The following is a 19,050-nucleotide window of genomic DNA, read 5'->3' as shown; positions in this document are numbered from 1 at the left end:
GGGCAACCGGCTGGCGGGCGAAATCAGCGGTAGTCGTCCTCGTCGCCGGTGACCACCCGGGCCTGCTCCATGGCGTCCCAGTCGCCGACCTCCATGCCGCGGTGCGGCTCGGCGTCGACGTCGGTGGGGCCGACCACTGCCGCCTGCTCGACGGCGTCGGCCGGCTCGGCCTCAATGTCGCGTTCGTCGGCTGCGAGGTGGTCGCCGGGGACGAAGTCCTCGTCGGGCTGACCCATGCTGGTCCCTCCCAGGTTCTCGGGGCACGGTTCCCACCACCGTACGGGCTGCGCCGGCACCGCGCGCGGAAGCCGAGTCGGCGGAATCAACCCGTCGAGGTGCGCCCCGATGCCAGGATGGGGCCGTGGGCTTCCTCATCCGGCTGGTGATCACCGCTGTCGCGCTGTGGGTGACGACGCTCATCGTGCCCGGGGTCGACGTGCATGGCCGCTCGGGAAGCAACACGGCGCTGACACTGATCGTGGTGGCGCTCATCTTCGGTGTGATCAACGCGGTGCTCAAGCCGGTGATCAAGGTCGTCGGCTGCGTGTTCTACCTGCTGACCCTGGGCCTGTTCGCGCTTGTGGTCAACGCCCTGCTCTTCCTGCTCACCGACCGGATCGCCCGAGGGCTCGACCTGCCGTTCCACGTGGACGGTTTCTGGGCGGCGTTCTGGGGAGCGATCGTGATGACAGTGGTGACCTGGCTGATCAGCGTCGTCGTTCCGGACAGTCTTGGTGAGCGGTGAACGGCTGGAACCGGGTCGATTGGCCCTGCGCACCCCGCCTACGGGATACTTCCGGGTGGAGGACAGCGCGGTCCGGCGCACACGTGAACAACAGCGGCCAGCACGGCCGAGAGTGGTAAGTAAGGAGCACATCACATGCCCATCGCTTCCCCCGAGGCTTACGCGGACATGCTGGACCGCGCCAAGGCTGGCCGGTACGCGTACCCCGCGATCAACGTGACCTCCTCCCAGACGCTGAACGCGGCGCTCAAGGGCTTCGCCGACGCGGAGAGCGACGGCATCATCCAGGTCTCCACCGGTGGCGCCGAATACCTCTCCGGCCCCTCGATCAAGGACATGGTCACCGGCGCGGTGGCGTTTGCCGCGTACGCGCACGAGGTGGCGAAGAAGTACCCGGTGAACATCGCGCTGCACACCGACCACTGCCCGAAGGACAAGCTGGACGGGTTCGTCCGGCCGCTGATGGGCATCTCGCAGGAGCGGGTGAAGCGCGGCGAGGAGCCGCTGTTCCAGTCGCACATGTGGGACGGCTCGGCAGTGCCGGTCGCCGAGAACCTGCAGATCGCCTCCCAGCTCCTCGACGAGGCAGCCAAGGGCAAGATCGTCCTCGAGATCGAGGTCGGCGTCGTCGGTGGCGAGGAGGACGGCGTCGAGAACGCCATCAACGACAAGCTCTACACCACTGTCGAGGACGGTCTGGCCATGGTCGAGGCGCTCGGCCTCGGCGAGAAGGGCCGCTACATGGCGGCGCTGACCTTCGGCAACGTGCACGGCGTCTACAAGCCGGGCAACGTCAAGCTCCGCCCGGAGATCCTCAACCAGATCCAGGAGGCGGTCGGCGCCAAGTACGGCAAGGACAAGCCGCTCAGCCTGGTCTTCCACGGCGGCTCCGGCTCCCTGCTGAGCGAGATCCGTGAGGCGCTCGACTACGGCGTGGTGAAGATGAACATCGACACCGACACCCAGTACGCCTTCACCCGGCCCGTCGCGGACCACATGCTCCGCAACTACGACGGCGTACTGAAGATCGACGGCGAGGTCGGCAACAAGAAGCAGTACGACCCGCGTACCTGGGGCAAGGCCGCCGAGGCCGGCCTGGCGGCCCGTGTCGTCGAGGCGTGCGAGCACCTGCGCTCCACCGGCACCACGATGGCCAAGTAACGACGTACCGACCGACGGCCGGCTCTCCCTCGGGGAGCCGGCCGTCGCCGTCAGGTGGTCAGCAGCCGTACGGCCTCACGTACGTCGTCGGTGAGGTGGATCGTCGACGACAGGTCGCCGAACGGGGACGCGGCCAGCAGCGGACGCAACAACGCCTCCACGGGCAGCTCGCGGGTCCAGTAGTCGCGGTCCAGGAAGACGTAGGCGCCACTGGCCCCGTCGGTGCCGTAGTAGGTCTTGGTGGCCGCCTGGAACACCTCCTGCACAGTGCCGGCCCGCCCCGGGGCGAAGACGATGCCGCCTCGGGCGAGCCGCAGGATGGTGTCCTCCCGGATCGCGTTGGAGAAGTACTTGGCGATCCGTCCGGCGAACAGGTTCGCCGGCTCGTGCCCGTACAACCAGGTGGGGATCGCCAGCCCGCCGGCCCGCGCCCAGCCGGCGTCGTCGGTGCCGTCGGCACGCTGCCGTGGCAGGCACGCGTACCGCTGCCGCACCGTCAACGCCACCGCCGTGTACCGCTGGTGGTCGGTGAAGTCCGGGGCGGTCGCCAGCAGGTCGATGGCCGCCGTCAGGTCCGTCGCCGGCCGGTCCGCCAGGTAGGCGCCGAGGTTCGCCGCCTCCATCACGCCGGGACCGCCGCCGGTCACCACCAGCCGGTCGGCCCGGGCCAGCTCCCAACCCAGCACGGCCGCCATCCGGTACGCGGGACTGCCGCGCCGCACCGCGTGCCCGCCCATGATGCCGACCACCGACTGCGGCCCGTGCCCTGCCAGCCAGGCCCGGGTGGCGTCGGCGAGCGCGTTGTCGACGCCGTGGTCGTGCAGCCGCTGACCGAGCGCCTCCTTCACGTCCGGCAGCGCGCCGCCGTGTGCCCGGTAGTGCTCGTACACCCGGGTGTCGTACATCCCGGCGAAGCCGGCCTCGGCGAACCCGGCGGCCAGCTCCTCCGGCGTGTACAGGTGCGTCGGTTGGGTCGGATACGGCAACCCGGAGAACGGCGGGACCACGTTCGCGCCACGCCGGACCAGGTCGGCGCCGACGTCCCTTGACGCGAACCGGCAACCCACGAAGAGGGCGCCGGTGACCTCGACGCCGGTCAGGTCGGGTGCCGGGGCGAGGTCGAGGCGCAGCCCCTGCACTGTGAACCCGCCGAGGCGGCCGGTGCTCAGTTGCCTGTCGAACTCGTCCCGGGTCTGGATCTCGTTGGCGTGCAGGTGCGGCTCGATGACGTCCGCTGGAGGTGGAGTCGGCACCGGGCCATCCTGCCCTCAGCCAGGTGCGGGCCAAACCTCGGGCGGGGTGGAATCGACAGGAGCCCGGTGGTGGTGGCCACCGGGCTCCTGCGTAACCGGTTCCTGGGGAGGCTCCGGACTAATAGTTGTAGCGGAAAATATCCGTCTTCGGCATGGGCCTCAGGCGTGACCAACTCCTCAGCCGTTCAGCGGAACACGTGGGCCGACCCGCTCGCGTGTCGCCCTGTCCAGCGGGTTGAATGGGGCGATGCAGAACCTTTTGCCAGAGCCACCGGCCACCCTCCTACCTGCGGACGGCGAGGCCGACGCCGCCCTGGCCGGCGCCGAGGAGGCCGGCACCGACGAGGCGTTCGCCCAGGTGGCAGCCCGATTCCCGACCTACAGCGCGGCCTGGGCCGAGCTGGGTGCGCGGGCGTTCGCGACCGGCCAGGTGGTGACGGCGTACGCGTACGCCCGCACCGGCTACCACCGGGGCCTGGACCAACTGCGCCGCAGCGGCTGGAAGGGTCACGGCCCCGTGCCGTGGTCGCACGAGCCCAACCGGGGCTTCCTCCGTTGCCTGTACGTGCTGTCCCGGGCCGCCAACGAGATCGGCGAGGCCGACGAGGCGGCCCGCTGTGCCCAGTTCCTGCGCGACTGTGACCCGGCGGCAGCCGACGCGCTGGCAAGCCACTGACAGGTCCGGAGGCCGGCCCGACACCGGGCCGGCCTCCGGTGGCTACAGCCCTTCGGCGACCGCGGCGGCGATCTTCAGCCAGGCGTCCCGGGTGGCCGAGGACAACCCGCCGTACCGGATCGGCTCACCGCTGTCGATGAGCCGCTCGTACGGGGCGAGCAGCACCGCCCGGGTCCGCGCCGCGAAGTGCTCCTGGATGGCCGGCAGGTCGATCTCCTTGCGCGACGGCGGCATCGACACGACAGTCACCGCCTGCCGAACCAGCCGCTGCCGGCCGCTCTGCTCCAGGTGGTCGAGCATCCGGGCGGCGGTCTCGGCCGAGTCGTTACGGGCGGACATGGTGACCACGAGTTGGTCGGTGGCATCCATCGAGGCCTGCCAGTTCTGCGCCCGGACGTTGTTTCCGGTGTCCACGAAGATCAACTTGTAGAACCGGCTGACCACCTCGCGGATCTCGGCGAACGCCGCCGCCGTGAGCATCTCGCCACCGGTCGCCGACTCGTCCGACGCGAGCACGTCGAACATCCCCTCGCCCTGCGAACGGACGTACTGCGACAGGTCACCAACCCGCCCGTGCGCGCCCTGGAACTGCCCGAGATCGCGCAGCATGTCGCGCACCGTGCGGGAGTGGAAATCCTGCTGGGCCCGCATCCCGAGGGTGCCTTGGGTCTCGTTGTTGTCCCAGGCCAGCACGTACCCGCCGCGCTTCTGACCGAACGTCATGGCGAGCAGCAGGATGGCCACCGTCTTACCGGCGCCGCCCTTCGGGTTGACGACTGTCACCTGCCGCAACCCGCCGAAGTTGCGGCGCACCATCTCGATGTCCCGCTTGAGCTCCTGCTCGTGCCGCCCCGGCGAGAGCCGGACCAGACCGATCTTGTTGACCACCGCTCGTACACCCATTGTGGCCACCGGGTCGGCGGGCCGGACCTGCCGCCGCCTGGCGAAATCCTCGGCGGTCGGTGCCGCCGTGGTCTCCGGCGTCCAGGTGGCGTCCTGGTAGCCGGCGGCCGGGACCCGGGCCACCGGATCGGTCTCCTGGTACGCCTGCGGTGGCGGTGGAGCCGCGGCCGTGCCCTGCTGCCAGGGCGGCGGATACCAGCCCGGTGACGGCGGGAACGGGCCCGGAGGAGCAGCCGCAGCGCCCGCCTGCTGCGGGTCGGGTGGCGGCGGGACCGGTGCCGGGCCGACCTGGCCGGGAATCGGGTACGCCTGACCGGAGTAGGTCTGACCGGCGTACGTCTGCCCAGCTCCGGCGGCCGGACCACCGGCCTGTGGTGTCTGCGGGACGGGCGGGGCAGGAATCGGAGGTATCGCGGTGGTGGCCTCGTCGTGCGCCGACGGGGTCGAGTTGGCAGGCCGCTGCGGCGGGTACGCCCACGGCGACTCGGTGGCCGGCCGCGCCGTCCCGACGGCGGTGCCGTTCCCACCACCGCCGCTCCCGGATGCTGATCCGACTTGCGGTGCCGGCTCGCCGTCAGGTGCCGAACCGTTCGCTGCTGGTTCGCCTGTCGCGGGTGTTGTCGGCCCGGCGACGGCGGGTCCGGTCGTTGCTTCCGGTGCAACGGTGGGGGCCACCGGGGGACGGTCCAGGGAGAACGGCTGGTCCAGGTCGACGCCGCCCGGCGTGACCGGCGGGGCGGGAACGGAGGCCCTGCCGCCAGGCTGCGTCGCCCCGAACGTGGTGCCCGCCGCGTCGGTCGCACCCGGCGTGGCGGTGCCGGCTTCGGTCGGGTTGGCTGCCGTCCCGTTCGGCGGGCCGACATGTGTGGCCGCGGGTCCCACCGGCGTGTCGGCGGACGTCGGTGAACCCGACGACGGCGTCGACGACACCGGTGGCGTCGGCGGCTCCGCCGGTGGCCAACTCGGCTGCGCCGGCGCCCAGCCCGACCCCGCACCGGACGGACCGGCGGCTCCCCAGCCGGTCGGCGGCGGCACCGCACCACTCAGCGACGGGTAGTCCGACGGCGACGGCGGCGGCAGAGGTGTGGCCCCGGGCTGCCCCGGGACCGGTGGGCGGCCGATCGGTGGCGCGGCCACCGGCGGTGTGACAGCCGACGGCGGCGCGGTCGACGGCTCGCCTCGCTTCTCGGCGACCGCCGCCCACGGTGGCACCACATCCGTGCCCCGGCCGGCGGGATCCGGGGGCCAGAGTGGTTCGATGTCCCGCTCCGGCACCGGCTGCTGGCCGGGCACCTGATCCCGGTCGGCGTTCTCGTCCATTACGGTTCCTCCCCAGTCCTCCTGCGAGGATAGGCCCATCGACAGACGTCGGCCGCGTGGCGCAGCCGGGGTCAGCCCACCCAGACCGCCCAGGCGCCCGGCTCGATCCACCAGGAACGCTTGCGGGTCAACTCGCCCTCGACACCGTCGTCCAGGTAGGGAACCTTGCCCTCCCGGGGCACCACCGACACGGCCCGGCCGCGAGCGCGCCGCACCTCCAGGCGTACCCGCTTGCGACCGAACGTCGAGCGGACGACCACCGGGACGGCCACCGCGACCTCGACCTGACCGTCGGCCGGGTCCGGCGCGGGAAGCAACGTCACGTCGTCGAGCGACGCGTACCCGCCGGCGTTGCCGATCGCGCACGCCAGCAGCGGCTCCTCGCCATTGGTGAGGATGGCGTCGTCCACCTCCACCCGGGCCCGCCAATGCAGCGGACGGCCCTGGTCGTCGGCGGCGCCGAGCAGAGCGCCGTCCAGGGTCACCGAGCCGCCGTCGTTGCGCAGCAGGTCCAGCCGGCGGGGCGTGCCGTCCAGCACGGCGGCGGCCACGGCAGCCGGGTCGCGGGGCAACCCGAGCTGCGCGGCCAGGTCGCGGTGGGTGCCACCGCGCGCCGGGTCGAGCGGGAGTACGGCAACCGGCGGCAGGTCGGGCAGCGTCCGGTCGCCGGGCAGGTCCGCCGGGCGGCGGCTCGGCGGTGGCGCGTACCGGCGGACCATCCGGCGCAGCACGGCGCGCAACTGCGCGTCGCTCGCCGTGGCGACGACCAGCCGGGTCTTGCCGTCCGAATCGGGCCAGGTCAGGCCGTCCGGGCGGACCGGGCCGTCGAGTTGTGCCAGCACCGCGTCGATCTCGGCGTCCGAGCGGGCGGTGACGGTCTGCACCCGGGCGCCCCGGGCGGTCAGCGCGTCCGCGCAGGCGAGAACCGGCACCCGCGGCCGATCGGTGGAGCATCCGTCGGCGGTGCCCTGCCCGCCCGCGCCGTCACCGGCCCCAGCCGGCTGGTCGGTGCCGGCCCCGGTCGGTGTGCCGCCTTCGATCGGCGTGCCGGCCTCGGTTTCGGCTGGTGATTTTGTGTCGGTTTCGGTTGTGCCACCGCAGCAGGCTCCGCCGCTGCCGCAGCCCCCGGGAGCGTCCCGCTCCGAACCGAGGGTGAGCAGCACCACGTCGTACACGGAGGGCCTCCTGACTCTCGCCGCGACCCCTGCCGGCCGCGCCGTCACTACTTGTTAACCTGACACCCCGGGCTCGCCAACCGGTCGCCACCTGGCACCCGAGCCTTCTGGAGGCGGAAAAGATGCCAGCGATCGTGCTCCTCGGCGCTCAGTGGGGCGACGAGGGCAAGGGCAAGGTTACCGACCTGCTCGGTGAGCGGGTCGACTACGTCGTGCGCTACTCCGGCGGCAACAACGCCGGCCACACGGTGATCACCCCGGACGGCCAGAAGTACGCGCTGCACCTGATGCCGTCCGGTGCGCTCTCGCCGAGCGCGATGATCGTCATCGGCAACGGTGTGGTGGTCGACCCGAAGGTGCTGCTCGCCGAGATCGACGGCCTGGCCGAGCGCGGCGTCGACGTGTCCCGACTGCGGATCTCGGGTGACGCGCACCTCATCATGCCGCACCACCGGGCGCTGGACCGGGTGGTAGAGCGCTACCTCGGCTCGTCCCGCATCGGCACCACCGGGCGAGGCATCGGCCCGGCGTACGGCGACAAGGTCGCCCGGATGGGCATCCGACTCCAGGACCTGCTTGACCCGGGGATCCTGCGCAAGAAGCTGGAACTCGCACTGCGCGAGAAGAACCAGATGCTGTTCAAGGTCTACAACCGCAAGGCGATCGACCTGGAAGCCACAGTCGAGGAGTACCTGGAGTACGCGGAGCGGCTCAAGCCGTACATCGCCGAGACCCGGGCCATGCTCTGGGACGCCCTGGACCGGGGCGAGACTGTGCTGCTGGAAGGCGCCCAGGCCACCATGCTGGACATGGACCACGGCACGTACCCCTTCGTGACGTCGTCCAACCCGACCGCCGGCGGCGCCTGCGTTGGCGCCGGCATCCCGCCCACCGCGATCAACAAGGTGATCGCCGTGAGCAAGGCGTACACCACGCGGGTCGGCTCCGGACCGTTCCCGACCGAGATCTTCGACGAGAACGGCCAGCACCTGCTCAAGGTCGGTGGCGAGTACGGAACGACCACCGGGCGGGAGCGCCGCTGCGGGTGGTTCGACGCGGTCGTGGCCCGGTACGCCTGCCGCCTCAACGGTGTCACCGACCTTGTCATCACCAAGCTGGACGTGCTCACCGGGCTGCCCAAGGTGCCGATCTGCGTCGGCTACGAGATCAACGGCGTCCGGGTCGATGACATGCCGATGAGCCAGACGGACTTCCACCACGCCAAGCCGGTGTACGAGGAACTCGACGGGTGGTGGGAGGACATCACGAAGGCTCGCACCGTCGACGACCTGCCGGAGAACGCCCGCCGCTACATCGCCCGGGTAGAGGAACTCTGCAACACCAGGGTCAGCGTCGTAGGTGTAGGCCCAGGCCGAGAAGAAAACGTCCTCCTCCACCCCCTCCTCCCCTGATCCCGCACAGATCGTCTGCATTGATCATGAGGTTGGCGGGCCAGTGAATCACCCTGGGACCCGTCAACCTCATGATCAACATGGGCGAGAAGGTGGGGGCAGTAGGATCTCGGGCGTGCGCGTTCTTTTGGTGGGTGGTGGTGGGCGGGAGCATGCGCTCGCGCTCGGGTTGGCTTCCGATCCGGCTGTTTCCGGGCTGATCGCGGCACCGGGTAACCCCGGTATCGCTGAGGTGGCCGAGCTGCGGGAGGTGACCGCGACTGACCCGGCCGCAGTGGCCGCGCTCGCCGTGGAGACCGCTGCTGACCTGGTGGTGATCGGGCCGGAGGCGCCGCTGGTCGCCGGTGTCGCCGACGCGGTACGCGCCAAGGGCATCGCCGCTTTCGGCCCCTCGGGCGAGGCCGCCCAGTTGGAGGGCTCCAAGACCTTCGCCAAGGACGTGATGACGGCCGCCGGTGTGCCCACCGCGCGGGCCTACACGTGCGCCGACCCGGAGAGCACCGGCCGCGCGCTTGACGAGTTCGGCGCACCGTACGTGGTGAAGAACGACGGGCTCGCCGCCGGCAAGGGCGTGGTGGTGACCGACGATCGGGCCGCCGCCCTGGCGCACGCCCAGGAGTGCGGCCGTGTCGTGGTCGAGGAGTTCCTCGACGGCCCGGAGGTCAGCCTCTTCGTGGTCACCGACGGCGAGGCTGCGCTGCCGCTGCTGCCGGCACAGGACTTCAAGCGCATCGGCGACGGCGACACCGGCCCGAACACCGGCGGCATGGGTGCGTACGCACCGCTGCCGTGGGCACCGCCCGGCCTTGTCGACGAGGTCATGCGCGACGTGGTCCACCCGACCCTGGCCGAGATGCGCCGTCGGGGCACGCCGTTCGCCGGTCTGCTCTACGTCGGGCTGGCGATCACCGCCGCGGGCCCTCGTGTGATCGAGTTCAACGCCCGCTTCGGCGACCCGGAGACCCAGGTGGTGCTCGCGCTGCTGGAGTCCCCGTTGGGCGCGCTGCTGCACGCTGCGGCAACCGGCACGCTTGCCGCGCATCCGCCGCTGCGTTGGCGCGACGGCGCCGCCGTCACTGTTGTGGTCGCCGCGCAGGGCTATCCGGCGGCGCCGCGCACGGGTGACGTGATCACCGGCGCGGACCGTCCGGGCATCATCCACGCGGGGACCACCCGCCGGGCCAGCGACGGCGCGTTGCTGTCCGCCGGTGGCCGGGTCCTCTGCGGTACGGCCACCGGCTCCGACCTGGCCGCCGCCCGGGACGCGGCGTACGCGCTCGTGGACGGGGTGGAGTTGGCCGGCTCGCAGCACCGCACCGACATCGCCGTCGCAGCCGTCGACAACCGGATCACGATCCCCAGCTGAATCCGGCTGCCGGACCGTGGGCGGTCCGGCAGTGCGGCGGTCGGCCGGTCCGGCCGGGACCGTTTCAGCTGACGTAGCGGCGTAGTTCCCGGGTGAGCACCTTGCCGGTGGCGTTGCGGGGCAGGTACTTCACGTAGACCACGTCCCTGGGTACGGAGAATCGGGCCAGGTAGCGCCGGACGTACTCGCGGACCGCGTCGGAGTCGAGTGTCTCGCCGGGGTGCAGGGCGAGGAACGCGGCGAGCCGTTGGCCGTACTCGGGGTCGGGCACGCCGATCACTGCTGCCTCGCGTACCTGCGGGAGCCCGGCGAGCAGGTCCTCCACCTCGGACGGGAAGACGTTCTCGCCGCCGGAGACGATCATGTCGTCGGCCCGGCCGTCGACGAAGAGCAGCCCGTCGGCGTTGAGCCGGCCGAGGTCACCGGTGTCGAGCAGACCGTCGCGGCTCTCCCGGCTGGCGCCGGAGGTGTAGCCCTCGAAGAGCATCTCGTTGCCGACGAAGATCCGACCGACTCGCCCCTGCGGTACGGGCCGACCGTCGTCGTCGAGGATCTGCACGCGGGTGCCGTGCGGTGGCCGGCCCGCGGTGGTGGGGGCCCGGCGCAGCTCGTCCGGGCCGGCGATGGACGCCCAGGAGACCTCGGTGGAGCCGTACAGGTTGTAGAGGACATCGCCGTAGACGTCCATGAACTTCGGCGCGAGCCCACCCGGCAGTGCCGATCCGCTCACCGCTACGGCCTTGAGGGATGGGCGCGGGTCCGGCGCGGGCACCTCCATCAGCCGTTGGACCATCACGGGTACGGCGAACAGGGCGTCACACTGGTGCGCCACCAGGGCGTCGAGCGTGGCGGCCGGGTCGAAGCGGCGGTGCAGCACGATTGTCGCCCGCAGCGCGAAGCAGACCTGGAGGGCGGCGAATCCCCAGGTGTGGAAGATCGGTGCGGCGATCATGACGCGGTCCCGTACGTGCAGCGGGATGCGGTCGATGATGGACACGAGGGGACCGAAGCCGTGCGGGGTGGGCCGGCGGGCGCCCTTGGGTGTGCCTGTGGTGCCGGAGGTGAGCACGATGATCCGGCCGTCGCGCTCCGGTGGCCGCAGTTCGCCTGGCAGCGCCCCGGCGACCAGTTCCTCGCGGGCGCGTTCGTCGAGGCGGGGCAGTTCGGCGGGGAGTGTGAGGACCCGCTCGGCGAATTCGTCGTCGTGCACCAGCAACCGCAGCTGCTGTTCCTCGGCGACCGTACCCAGTTGGGCTGGGGAGAGCCCGGTGTTGACAAGGACGGCGTCGACGCCGAGCAGGGTGGCCGCCACGATCGTCTCGATGAGCCCGTGGTGGTTGCGGCAGAGCACACCGATCCGGTCGCCGGGCTGCAGTCCGTGCCTGGCGCGCATCGAACGGGCCGTTCGCTCGGCCCGTTCGAGGAGGTCCCGGTAGGTCAGCTCGATGCCGTCCTCGTCGATGATCGCCGGACGGTCGGGGTCTCGGGCGGCTGCCTGGCGGAGTTCACCGGCGAGGCTCCACCCCCAGGTGCGTAACGCGTTGAGCTGCGAGACGATCCGGATGGGCCGGCCGGGGGTGAGCAGGCCGCGACGGGTCAGCGTGGCAACGACGAACGGCAGGTCCATGCCGCAGACCTCCTTGGGGTTGGTACGCGGACGGGGCGCTGGCCTCCTGTCCGGCGGGCTTCTTCCTTGATCATGCATCCGGGCGCGGCGACGGGCTCAGCTGGCGTCAACGTAGGGTGACGAAGGCGGCACGCATCGTGGGGCTGGGGAGGTGGGGTGGTGGCGCCGGTCTCCTGGCCCGGCCCCTGCCAAGGCGAGCCGGGCCAGGAAACCGACGGGTTCGAGACGCGGCCTGGGTCACGGCGCAGGCCCGGGCGTCGTCGGTCAGCGGATCTGCATCCCGGAGATCGCGCGGGAGATTACCAGTCGCTGGATCTCGGAGGTGCCCTCGAAGATGGTGTAGATCTTCGCGTCCCGGTACCAGCGCTCCACCGGATGGTCGCGCAGGAAACCGGCCCCGCCGAGCAACTGTACGGCCTTCTCGGTGACCGAGACCGCGACCTCGCCGGCCTTGAGCTTGGACATCGAGCCCTCGCCGGCGGTGAACGGGCGGTTGTTGCGGCCCATCCAGGAGGCCCGCCAGACCAGCAGCCGTGCCGCGTCGATCTCCATCCGCATGTCGGCCAGCGCGAACGCCACCGCCTGGTTCTCGATGATCGGCCTGCCGAACTGGACGCGGTCCTTGGCGTAGTCCAGCGCGTACTCGTAGGCGGCCCGGGCCACGCCGAGCGCCTGCGCGCCCACCGTCGGTCGGGACAGCTCGAAGGTGCGCATCGCTGCCTGCCCGGTGGACCGCTGTCCGGAGCGTGCCCGGTCGAGTCGTTGCAGCAGCGCGTCCCGACCGCCGAGCAGGCAGCGGCCGGGCACCCGTACGTCGTCGAGGAAGACGTCGGCGGTGTGCGAGGCGCGGAGGCCGAGTTTGCGCAGCTTGCGGGTTGCGGTCAGGCCGGGGGTGCCGGGCGGTACGACGAACGCGGCCTGGCCGCGGGAGCCGAGCGTGGGGTCGACCGAGGCGGTGACGACGTGCACTCCGGCGATGCCGCCGTTCGTGGCGTACGCCTTCTGCCCGGACAGGACCCACTCGTCGGTGGCCTCGTCGTAGACGGCCCGGGTGCGCATGGCGCCGACGTCGGAGCCGGCCTCCGGTTCGCTCGTGCAGAACGCGGCGACGGCCGGCGAGTCGACGTCGCCGAAGCACTGCGGCACCCATTCGACAAGTTGGTCGGGGGTGCCTGCGCCGTAGATGGCGGCGACGGCGAGCGAGGTACCGAAGATGCTCAGCCCGATGCCGGCGTCACCCCAGAAGAGTTCCTCGCTGGCGATGGGCAGGGAGAGTCCGGTCGGATCGGCCCAGCAGGTGGCGAGGAACTCGAAGCCGTAGAGGCCGACCTTTGCGGCTTCCTGGATCACCGGCCACGGGGTTTCCTCGCGCTCGTCCCACTCGGCGGCGGCCGGGCGCACGACCTCGGCGGCGAAGCCGTGCACCCAGTCCCGCAGGTCCCGCTGTTCCTCGTTCAGGTCGAGCGAGAACTCGGCCATGTCAGGCCTTGGGGATGTCGAACAGGTTGGCGATGTTGGCGGCGAGGCCGAGGTCGCCCTTCGCCTTCAGCTTGCCGGTCATGAACATCATGACCGGGTTGGCGCCACCGGAGACGATCTTCAGGAACTCCACCGGGCCCATGGTGAGGGCCAGCTTCGGGTCGTGCTGCGGGGTCTCGTTCACGTGGCACTTGCCGTCGGCGATGACGACCTCGTAGGTGTCGTTGCCGCCGTCCGGGCGACCGGTGACGATCCAGTGGATGACGGCGTTGGTGGAGCCGGCCCGGTCGGCGCGGAACAGCGACGGCATCCGGTTGAACACCTCGCCGAGGATCTTCCCACGCATGTCACCGGACATCACCTGAGCGATCTTGTCGTCCGGGGTGGACTTGACCAGCTGGGCGAACTCCTTGGGGCCGACGTTGGCGAAGCTGGCCGGGTCGAAGTCAGTCATGAGATGTGCCTTCCGGGGAGATTGCCTACTGGTGCGTAACCCTACGCACCAGTAGGTATGCTCGCAAGGTGTCCTCAGCTCCCGCCTTCAAGCGCCTGCCGCGTGCCGTCCGCGAGCAGCAGATGCTCGACGCGGCAGTGAAGGTCTTTTCCCGGCGAGGCTTCCACCACGCCAGCATGGACGAGATCGCGGAGTACGCAGGCATCTCCAAACCGATGGTCTACGCGTACCTCGGGACGAAGGAAGAGCTGTTCGTCGCCTGTCTGCACCGTGAAGGCACCCGGATGATGCAGGCCATCGCCGGTGCCGCCGCCCCCGACCTGCCTGCGGACGTCCGGCTCTGGCGCGGCCTGCGGGCGTTCTTCGGCTTCGTGGGCGCGCACCGCGACGGCTGGGCGGTGCTCTACCGGCAGGCCCGGGGCGAGCAGCCGTTCGCCGGCGAGTTGGCCACCATGCGGGCCCGGCTCGTCGAGGTGGTCGCCGGGATGCTCGACCACGCGCTGCGCGCCGAGGGTCACGAGGTCGGCGCCGTCGACCTGGAGGTCGTCGCGTACGCGCTGGTGGGGGCCACCGAGTCGCTTGCCGACTGGCTCGCCGACCGTCCGGAGGCCGACCCGGAGAAGACCGCAACGCGGATGATGAACGTGGCCTGGCTCGGTGCCGCCCAACTCCTGCACGGCGTCACCTGGCGCCCGCCGGAGTGAGAAATACCGTGTAGGCGACCGGACCGGACATGCAGCAGCGGTTTCAGCGGCCGGCGGCGGCGCGGCGGTGCGCCCGACGGCGCAGCCATCGCACACCTTCCAGACCGAAGGTGACGATCAACGAGAGTCCGATGCCGGCCAGGACGCCCTTCACCGGGTCGCGCTCGAAGGCCAGCCCGCCGAAGTAGCCGAGCAGCCCGCAGTACAGCGCCCAGGTGACCGCCGCGATGCTGTCGTACAGCAGAAATGCCCGGCGGGGATAGCGCACCGCGCCCATGGTGAGGGTGACGGCGGTCCGGCCGCCGGGCACGTACCGGCTTGTGGTCAGGATTATCCCGCCGCGCCGGTCCACGGCGCGGCGCGCCCACTCGGAGCCGGCCTGCCGGCGACTGCCGTCGGGTAGGCGGGCCAGCCGGGTCGCGCCGCCGCCCCGCCCGATGGCGTACGAGATGTGGTCGCCGATCAGCGCGCCGAGGGCGGCGCTGACGATCACCAGAGTCAGATCGGGGTGCCCGCCGTCGGCGGCGAGCACCGCTGCGGTGATCACCGCTGCCTCACCGGGTACCGCCGGGAAGAACGCGTCGACCGCGGTGAGGCCGAAGATCACCAGGTACACCCACGGTGACGTGACGGTCCCACGGAGAAGGTCGAGCAGGGCTTCCATGCCCCCATGCTCGCCGGGTGCGATCCCCCCGGAGGCCGAGTCGGGCGGATCATCCGCATTCGGTCCGCACGTCAGGCCGACCGGGTCAGGAACATCAGACCGACCGGGCCAGGGCCGGTGCCGCGAGCAGCGGCCCGTGCGCTGTCTTGTCCCCGGCGGTGGGGCCGTGCGAGGTCAGCACCACAGGCGCGCCCAGCTCGGCGCGTACCGCCTCCGGCCAGTCCGACGGCGGGGCGTCGTACACCGGGCGGGAGCGCAGCAGGCGGGCGGTGAGCGCGGCCTGCCGGTCCAGGTTGCCGGGCGGGCCGGGGGTGATCCGGTCGGTGGTGTCGTAGCGGCGGCAGATCCGCAGGTCGGGGCCGGCGAGGTCGAGGTGGGTGAGCGCCAGGCCGTCGACGCCGCCGGCTGCGGCGACGGCGTACCGGTGGGCGACAGCGTCGAAGTGGCCGAACCGGAACCGGCCCTGCCACGGGTTCGTGGCGTTGTGCCGGTCGGTGAACGGCAGCGCCTGGTCCTCGGTCACCAGAGGGCCGGCCCCGTGCCGGGTGGTGACGATCCGCAGCACCCCGAGTCGGGTCACCTCGCCGGGCAGGCCCGCCTCGGCGAGCAGGCCGTCGACGTTCGTGAACGTGGTGGTGCTCCACGTCGTGTACGGGTGGAAGCCGTGCCACTCGTCCAGCAGGACCCCCTGCGCGCCTTCGAAGACGCAGGTCCCGGAGCGCAGCGCCCCGGTGAGCCAGCTGCCGTCGACGATCGCCACCCGGTCGGCGAACCCGGTGAACGCGGGCAGGCAGTCGTCCACCGGTGGCGCGTCCAGCGGGCCGAGCTCGGCGGTCAGCCGGTCCCGCAGGGCGGTGAGCCGGCGGCGCAGCTCCTCGGGGCGGCGGCAGTCATCGACCCGTGGCGCGTCGTCGGGGTGGGCGAGACCGTACGCGACGGCCTCGCCCACCCCCAGCCCGCAGGAGCCGTGCCGGTCGGCTCCCCGGGCGATCTCGCGGGCCCGGTTGGCGGCCCGGTGGTACGGGGTGGCGAGCAGAGCCGCCCCGTCCACTGTCAACCTGTCCAGCGCGTCGGGTACCCCGACCGTGGCGAGATGGTCGGCCTCGGCGGCCAGGGCCAGCGGGTCCACCACCACGTGCCGCGACAGGTGCGTACGCACGCCCGGGTGGAAGGTGCCGGCGCCGAACTGTGCGAACGTGTGGTGCCGCCCGTCGCGCAGCACGACGTTGTGTGCCGCCTGCGCGCCCCCGTTGAAGCGGACGACCGTGTGCACGGGTCGGGTCGCGCAGAGCCAGTCCACGACAGTGCCCTTGCCGGCATCGCCATAGCCGAGGTCGACCACCGCCACGTGCCTCACAGTCGGGTCACCCCGCCTGTGGTGTCGCGGAAGGCCGGCAGCGTGGACACCTCGGCGCGCCGCCCCCGGTTGAGGCGGGCCAGCGCCTTCGACACGGTGCCGGTGGCGGTGGAGCCGGCGCGGTCCAGGTGACGCAGGCCCTCGTCAAGGTCGATGGCCTGCTCACCGAGGCCGATGGTGAGCGCGATGGTCTCGCAGACCGCGTCGAGGTCGTCGAGGACCACCGCGTTCTGCCCGAGCAGGTCCCGCCAGAAGTCGAGCACCTTGGCGTTGCCGGCGTAGTGGCTGCCTGCGGGGAGCAGATAGTAGGTGTCCCAGCGGCTCGTCACCTCGTCGACGATGTGCCGCAGCGGCACGTCCTCGGTCAGGTTGTCACCGATCACGCGGGCCGCCTCCCGCGCCTTCACCGTCGGGTACGCAAGCTCGTCGCCGATGATGAACAGGTAGCCGCGCCGGCCGCGCTTGTCCCAGTTGTCGGTGGCGGTGTGCCGGGCCATGAAGTACATGGCCAGCTCGTACGACTCGGTCATCTGCCCGCCGCCACCGCCTTCGAGGACGATCCGGCCGAGGTCGTCGTCCATCCGGTTGTCCGACTCGAACTGGCCGACCTGCAACGGCACCCGGTCGCAGGTGGCGTCCCCGATCGCACCGAACATGATCTGCGGGTCGCTCGCGTAGCCCTGTCGTTGCAGCAGCCCGAGCAGCTGCGGCAGCTTGGTCTGGAGGACGCGGGGCACCTTGAGCATCGAGCCGGTCACGTCGAAGAGCACCGCGACGGGCGTCGACCGGGGGTGCTCGTCGGAGTCGCGGCTCTCGCGGGCCGCGTCGCGGGGGTCGAGTGCGGGGTGCACGGTGCGGGCCCCGCTGTCGCTGTAGGAGAAGGCGCTCTTGCCTGTCGACCGGCGGTAGCGGTCGGCGGCGTCGTACACGTCGGTGGACCAGATTCCACTGCCCATGACAGCTCCTTAGGGGGTGAGGGTGAAGGGGCGGAAGGTGCGTGGCCCGTAGAGCCGGTCCAGCACCTGGTCGAATTCGCGTAGCAGGCGCCAGGCGTCGTCGGGCCGGTCCTTGAGGAACCGTTGCCGGCAGCCCTGGGCGAAGGTGAGTAGCTCGCGCGGCGCGTGGCGGTTCAGCAGCGAGGTCATGCAGCGGGTTGCCATCCAGATGTCGGTGCCCGGCCCGCAGGCCCGCTTCTGGAAGACCTCGGGCGGATACCCGTCCTGGTGGTCGGGCACCATGGCCGGGATCGTGCTGCCGACGGGGGCCGAGAAGCACCAGTCGACGAGCACCACGCCGTGGGCGTCCGGTTCGATCAGCACGTGCTGCGGCAGGACCGCGCCGTGCACGATGCCGGCCCGGTGGGCCAGGCCGAGCGCCACGAGCAGCCGCCGCCACATCCAGGCCACGTCGCGGGCGTCCAACCCGTCGGGGTACGCGCGCTGCACCGCGTCGAGGTCGTGCAGGCCGGGCGCGGTGGCGAGCACGTTGATCCGCCGTTCGGCACCGGTCGCGGCGTCGGAGTGCCGGAACTCGTCGACGAGCCGGGGCACGTACGGCAGGTAGCGCGGGTCGCCGCGCTCGGCGATTGTGTGCAGGGCGTGTGCCTCGCGGGCCATGAGGTCGTTGTCGGTGGGCCGTCGGGGCAGCTTGAGCAGCCTGTCGTCTCCGACGTCGTAGAGGTCGGCAAGGTCGCCGGAGTGGGCAAGCGCGCCGAGGCGGTAGTCGCCGAGGACTGTCACCTGCCGGGCCTGCCACCGGGTGGTGACCTGGATGAACGCGTCGAGGGCTTCGGCGCGTACCGCCGGGTCGGCCGACAGGCGGTCGGGGTGCAGGGCCGCGACCAGCTCGCGGTAGCGCCTGGCCGGCTGGTCCGTGCCGAACAGGTCGGTGTCGGTGCGGGCCGCAGTGACCAGGCCGATGGCCTCCGCGGTCCTCATCGCACCGTCTCCTCGCGGGCGGGACGCAGCAGCGCGGGATGCAGCAGCCGGGCGTCGCCGGCCCGGTAGAGCCGGGCGCGGGGGCCACCCCGCGAGCCGCCGCGCTCGGTGCTGGCGCCGGTGCTCTCCACGAAGCCCGGCACGGACAGCACCTTGCGGTGGAAGTTGCCAGCGTGCAGGGGGTGACCCCAGACCGTCTCGTAGACGGCGCGTAGCTCGCTGATGGTGAACTCGGCGGCGAGGAAGCGCGTGGCCAGTGGGGTGTATTCCAGCTTGGAGCGGGCGCGCTCAAGCGCGTCGTCGATGATCCGGCCGTGGTCGAAGGCGAGCTGCCTGCTGGTCAGCACGGTCACCGGCAGCCAGGTCGCCGCGTCGGCGTCGCTGCCTGCGGCCGGGTCGGGCAGGTCGGGGGCGAACGCGAGGTGGGCGACCGAGACGACGCGCATCCGCGGGTCGCGGTCGGGAGCGCCGTAGCTGCCCAACTGCTCAAGGTGTACGCGGCGCAGTCCCTCGCCGCCGAGCCCGGTCTCCTCGGCCAACTCCCGCCGGGCGCCGGCGGCGAGGTCCTCGTCGGGTTGGACGAAGCCGCCGGGCAGCGCCCAGTGCCCCTCGAAGGGTGGCTGGCCCCGCTGGATCAGCAGGAGGTGCAGCGCGCCGTCGCGGATGGTCAGCGCCACCACGTCGACGGTCACGGCGACCGACGGGTAGGCCCGGGGGTCGTACGCCTCCAGGAACTCCTGCTCGTTCATCGCGTCAACCTCACTTTGAGAACATCTCGCTGTGAGAACAACTTAGCGCACGAGAACGCCAGTGCCAA

The 19,050-nt window shown here is 71.6% G+C and carries 18 protein-coding genes; 6 read left to right on the top strand and 12 right to left on the bottom strand.

The genetic code is table 11. The features are described from left to right. Positions 1 to 23: 23 nt before the first annotated feature. On the bottom strand, positions 24 to 236 hold the full coding sequence (locus tag ACPXB1_RS06705; RefSeq protein ID WP_425734955.1) for a hypothetical protein: 213 nt from the start codon (positions 234 to 236) through the stop codon (positions 24 to 26). 125 nt (positions 237 to 361) lie between these two features. Between ACPXB1_RS06705 and ACPXB1_RS06700 the strand changes: the two genes are divergently transcribed. Further along, positions 362 to 745 carry a phage holin family protein gene (locus tag ACPXB1_RS06700; RefSeq protein WP_425734954.1) on the top strand — a complete coding sequence of 128 codons (384 nt, stop codon included), beginning with the start codon at positions 362 to 364 and terminating at the stop codon, positions 743 to 745. 135 nt (positions 746 to 880) lie between these two features. Continuing rightward, on the top strand, positions 881 to 1,906 hold the full coding sequence (gene fbaA, locus ACPXB1_RS06695) for a class II fructose-bisphosphate aldolase (RefSeq protein ID WP_425734953.1): 1,026 nt from the start codon (positions 881 to 883) through the stop codon (positions 1,904 to 1,906). A gap of 50 nt (positions 1,907 to 1,956) precedes the next feature. On the opposite strand, the gene ACPXB1_RS06690 is transcribed toward fbaA, so the two are convergent. Beyond that, complete coding sequence (locus ACPXB1_RS06690; RefSeq protein ID WP_425734952.1) at positions 1,957 to 3,159, bottom strand: LOG family protein; 1,203 nt, start codon at positions 3,157 to 3,159, stop codon at positions 1,957 to 1,959. Positions 3,160 to 3,406: 247 nt separating this feature from the next. Between ACPXB1_RS06690 and ACPXB1_RS06685 the strand changes: the two genes are divergently transcribed. Further along, positions 3,407 to 3,835: a DUF3151 domain-containing protein gene (locus ACPXB1_RS06685; protein ID WP_425734951.1), complete on the top strand. Its 429-nt coding sequence runs from the start codon at positions 3,407 to 3,409 to the stop codon at positions 3,833 to 3,835. 42 nt (positions 3,836 to 3,877) lie between these two features. Here ACPXB1_RS06685 and ACPXB1_RS06680 read toward each other — a convergent pair whose 3' ends face one another. Together ACPXB1_RS06680 and ACPXB1_RS06675 are read right to left on the bottom strand one after the other, a co-directional pair. Continuing rightward, on the bottom strand, positions 3,878 to 6,058 hold the full coding sequence (locus ACPXB1_RS06680) for a chromosome partitioning protein (RefSeq protein ID WP_425734950.1): 2,181 nt from the start codon (positions 6,056 to 6,058) through the stop codon (positions 3,878 to 3,880). A gap of 71 nt (positions 6,059 to 6,129) precedes the next feature. After that, positions 6,130 to 7,233: a hypothetical protein gene (locus ACPXB1_RS06675; protein WP_425734949.1), complete on the bottom strand. Its 1,104-nt coding sequence runs from the start codon at positions 7,231 to 7,233 to the stop codon at positions 6,130 to 6,132. Between the two features lie 122 nt (positions 7,234 to 7,355). Here ACPXB1_RS06675 and ACPXB1_RS06670 point away from each other — a divergent pair, with 122 nt between their 5' ends. After that, positions 7,356 to 8,645, top strand: coding sequence for an adenylosuccinate synthase (locus ACPXB1_RS06670; RefSeq protein WP_425734948.1), 1,290 nt, complete (start codon positions 7,356 to 7,358; stop codon positions 8,643 to 8,645). Between the two features lie 115 nt (positions 8,646 to 8,760). Then, positions 8,761 to 10,011, top strand: a complete 1,251-nt coding sequence (purD, locus tag ACPXB1_RS06665; RefSeq protein WP_425734947.1) for a phosphoribosylamine--glycine ligase — start codon at positions 8,761 to 8,763, stop codon at positions 10,009 to 10,011. A gap of 64 nt (positions 10,012 to 10,075) precedes the next feature. Here the strand turns inward: purD and ACPXB1_RS06660 are convergent, their stop codons facing one another. The 3 genes from ACPXB1_RS06660 to ACPXB1_RS06650 form a co-directional block, all read right to left on the bottom strand. Continuing rightward, complete coding sequence (locus tag ACPXB1_RS06660) at positions 10,076 to 11,638, bottom strand: AMP-binding protein (protein WP_425734946.1); 1,563 nt, start codon at positions 11,636 to 11,638, stop codon at positions 10,076 to 10,078. A gap of 264 nt (positions 11,639 to 11,902) precedes the next feature. Further along, positions 11,903 to 13,117 (bottom strand): acyl-CoA dehydrogenase family protein, encoded by a 1,215-nt coding sequence (locus tag ACPXB1_RS06655; RefSeq protein ID WP_167946302.1) that lies wholly within the window; start codon positions 13,115 to 13,117, stop codon positions 11,903 to 11,905. A gap of 1 nt (position 13,118) precedes the next feature. After that, positions 13,119 to 13,571: an SCP2 sterol-binding domain-containing protein gene (locus ACPXB1_RS06650; RefSeq protein ID WP_355630615.1), complete on the bottom strand. Its 453-nt coding sequence runs from the start codon at positions 13,569 to 13,571 to the stop codon at positions 13,119 to 13,121. 68 nt (positions 13,572 to 13,639) lie between these two features. Here ACPXB1_RS06650 and ACPXB1_RS06645 point away from each other — a divergent pair, with 68 nt between their 5' ends. Then, positions 13,640 to 14,275, top strand: a complete 636-nt coding sequence (locus ACPXB1_RS06645; RefSeq protein WP_355630612.1) for a TetR/AcrR family transcriptional regulator — start codon at positions 13,640 to 13,642, stop codon at positions 14,273 to 14,275. Positions 14,276 to 14,318: 43 nt separating this feature from the next. Here ACPXB1_RS06645 and ACPXB1_RS06640 read toward each other — a convergent pair whose 3' ends face one another. From ACPXB1_RS06640 to ACPXB1_RS06620, 5 genes are all read right to left on the bottom strand, one after another. After that, the gene (locus tag ACPXB1_RS06640; RefSeq protein ID WP_355630609.1) at positions 14,319 to 14,939 is read right to left on the bottom strand and encodes a DedA family protein; all 621 of its coding nucleotides are present in this window, start codon (positions 14,937 to 14,939) and stop codon (positions 14,319 to 14,321) included. A gap of 94 nt (positions 14,940 to 15,033) precedes the next feature. After that, positions 15,034 to 16,296 carry an adenylosuccinate synthetase gene (locus ACPXB1_RS06635; RefSeq protein WP_355630606.1) on the bottom strand — a complete coding sequence of 421 codons (1,263 nt, stop codon included), beginning with the start codon at positions 16,294 to 16,296 and terminating at the stop codon, positions 15,034 to 15,036. Continuing rightward, positions 16,293 to 17,252: a hypothetical protein gene (locus ACPXB1_RS06630; protein WP_355630603.1), complete on the bottom strand. Its 960-nt coding sequence runs from the start codon at positions 17,250 to 17,252 to the stop codon at positions 16,293 to 16,295. Before ACPXB1_RS06630 ends, ACPXB1_RS06635 begins: the two co-directional genes overlap by 4 nt. A 9-nt stretch (positions 17,253 to 17,261) precedes the next feature. Then, complete coding sequence (locus ACPXB1_RS06625) at positions 17,262 to 18,233, bottom strand: serine/threonine protein kinase (RefSeq protein ID WP_355630600.1); 972 nt, start codon at positions 18,231 to 18,233, stop codon at positions 17,262 to 17,264. After that, entirely contained in the window at positions 18,230 to 18,982 is a 753-nt protein-coding gene (locus ACPXB1_RS06620) for an NUDIX hydrolase (RefSeq protein WP_425734945.1), read from the bottom strand. The genes ACPXB1_RS06625 and ACPXB1_RS06620 overlap by 4 nt, the downstream gene beginning before the upstream one ends. Positions 18,983 to 19,050 lie beyond the last annotated feature (68 nt).

This window comes from Micromonospora sp. DT68, assembly GCF_049847245.1.
Taxonomy (GTDB): domain Bacteria; phylum Actinomycetota; class Actinomycetes; order Mycobacteriales; family Micromonosporaceae; genus Micromonospora; species Micromonospora profundi.
Note: the sequence above shows the minus strand (reverse complement) of the source record. Positions and strands in the feature narration are given on the sequence as shown.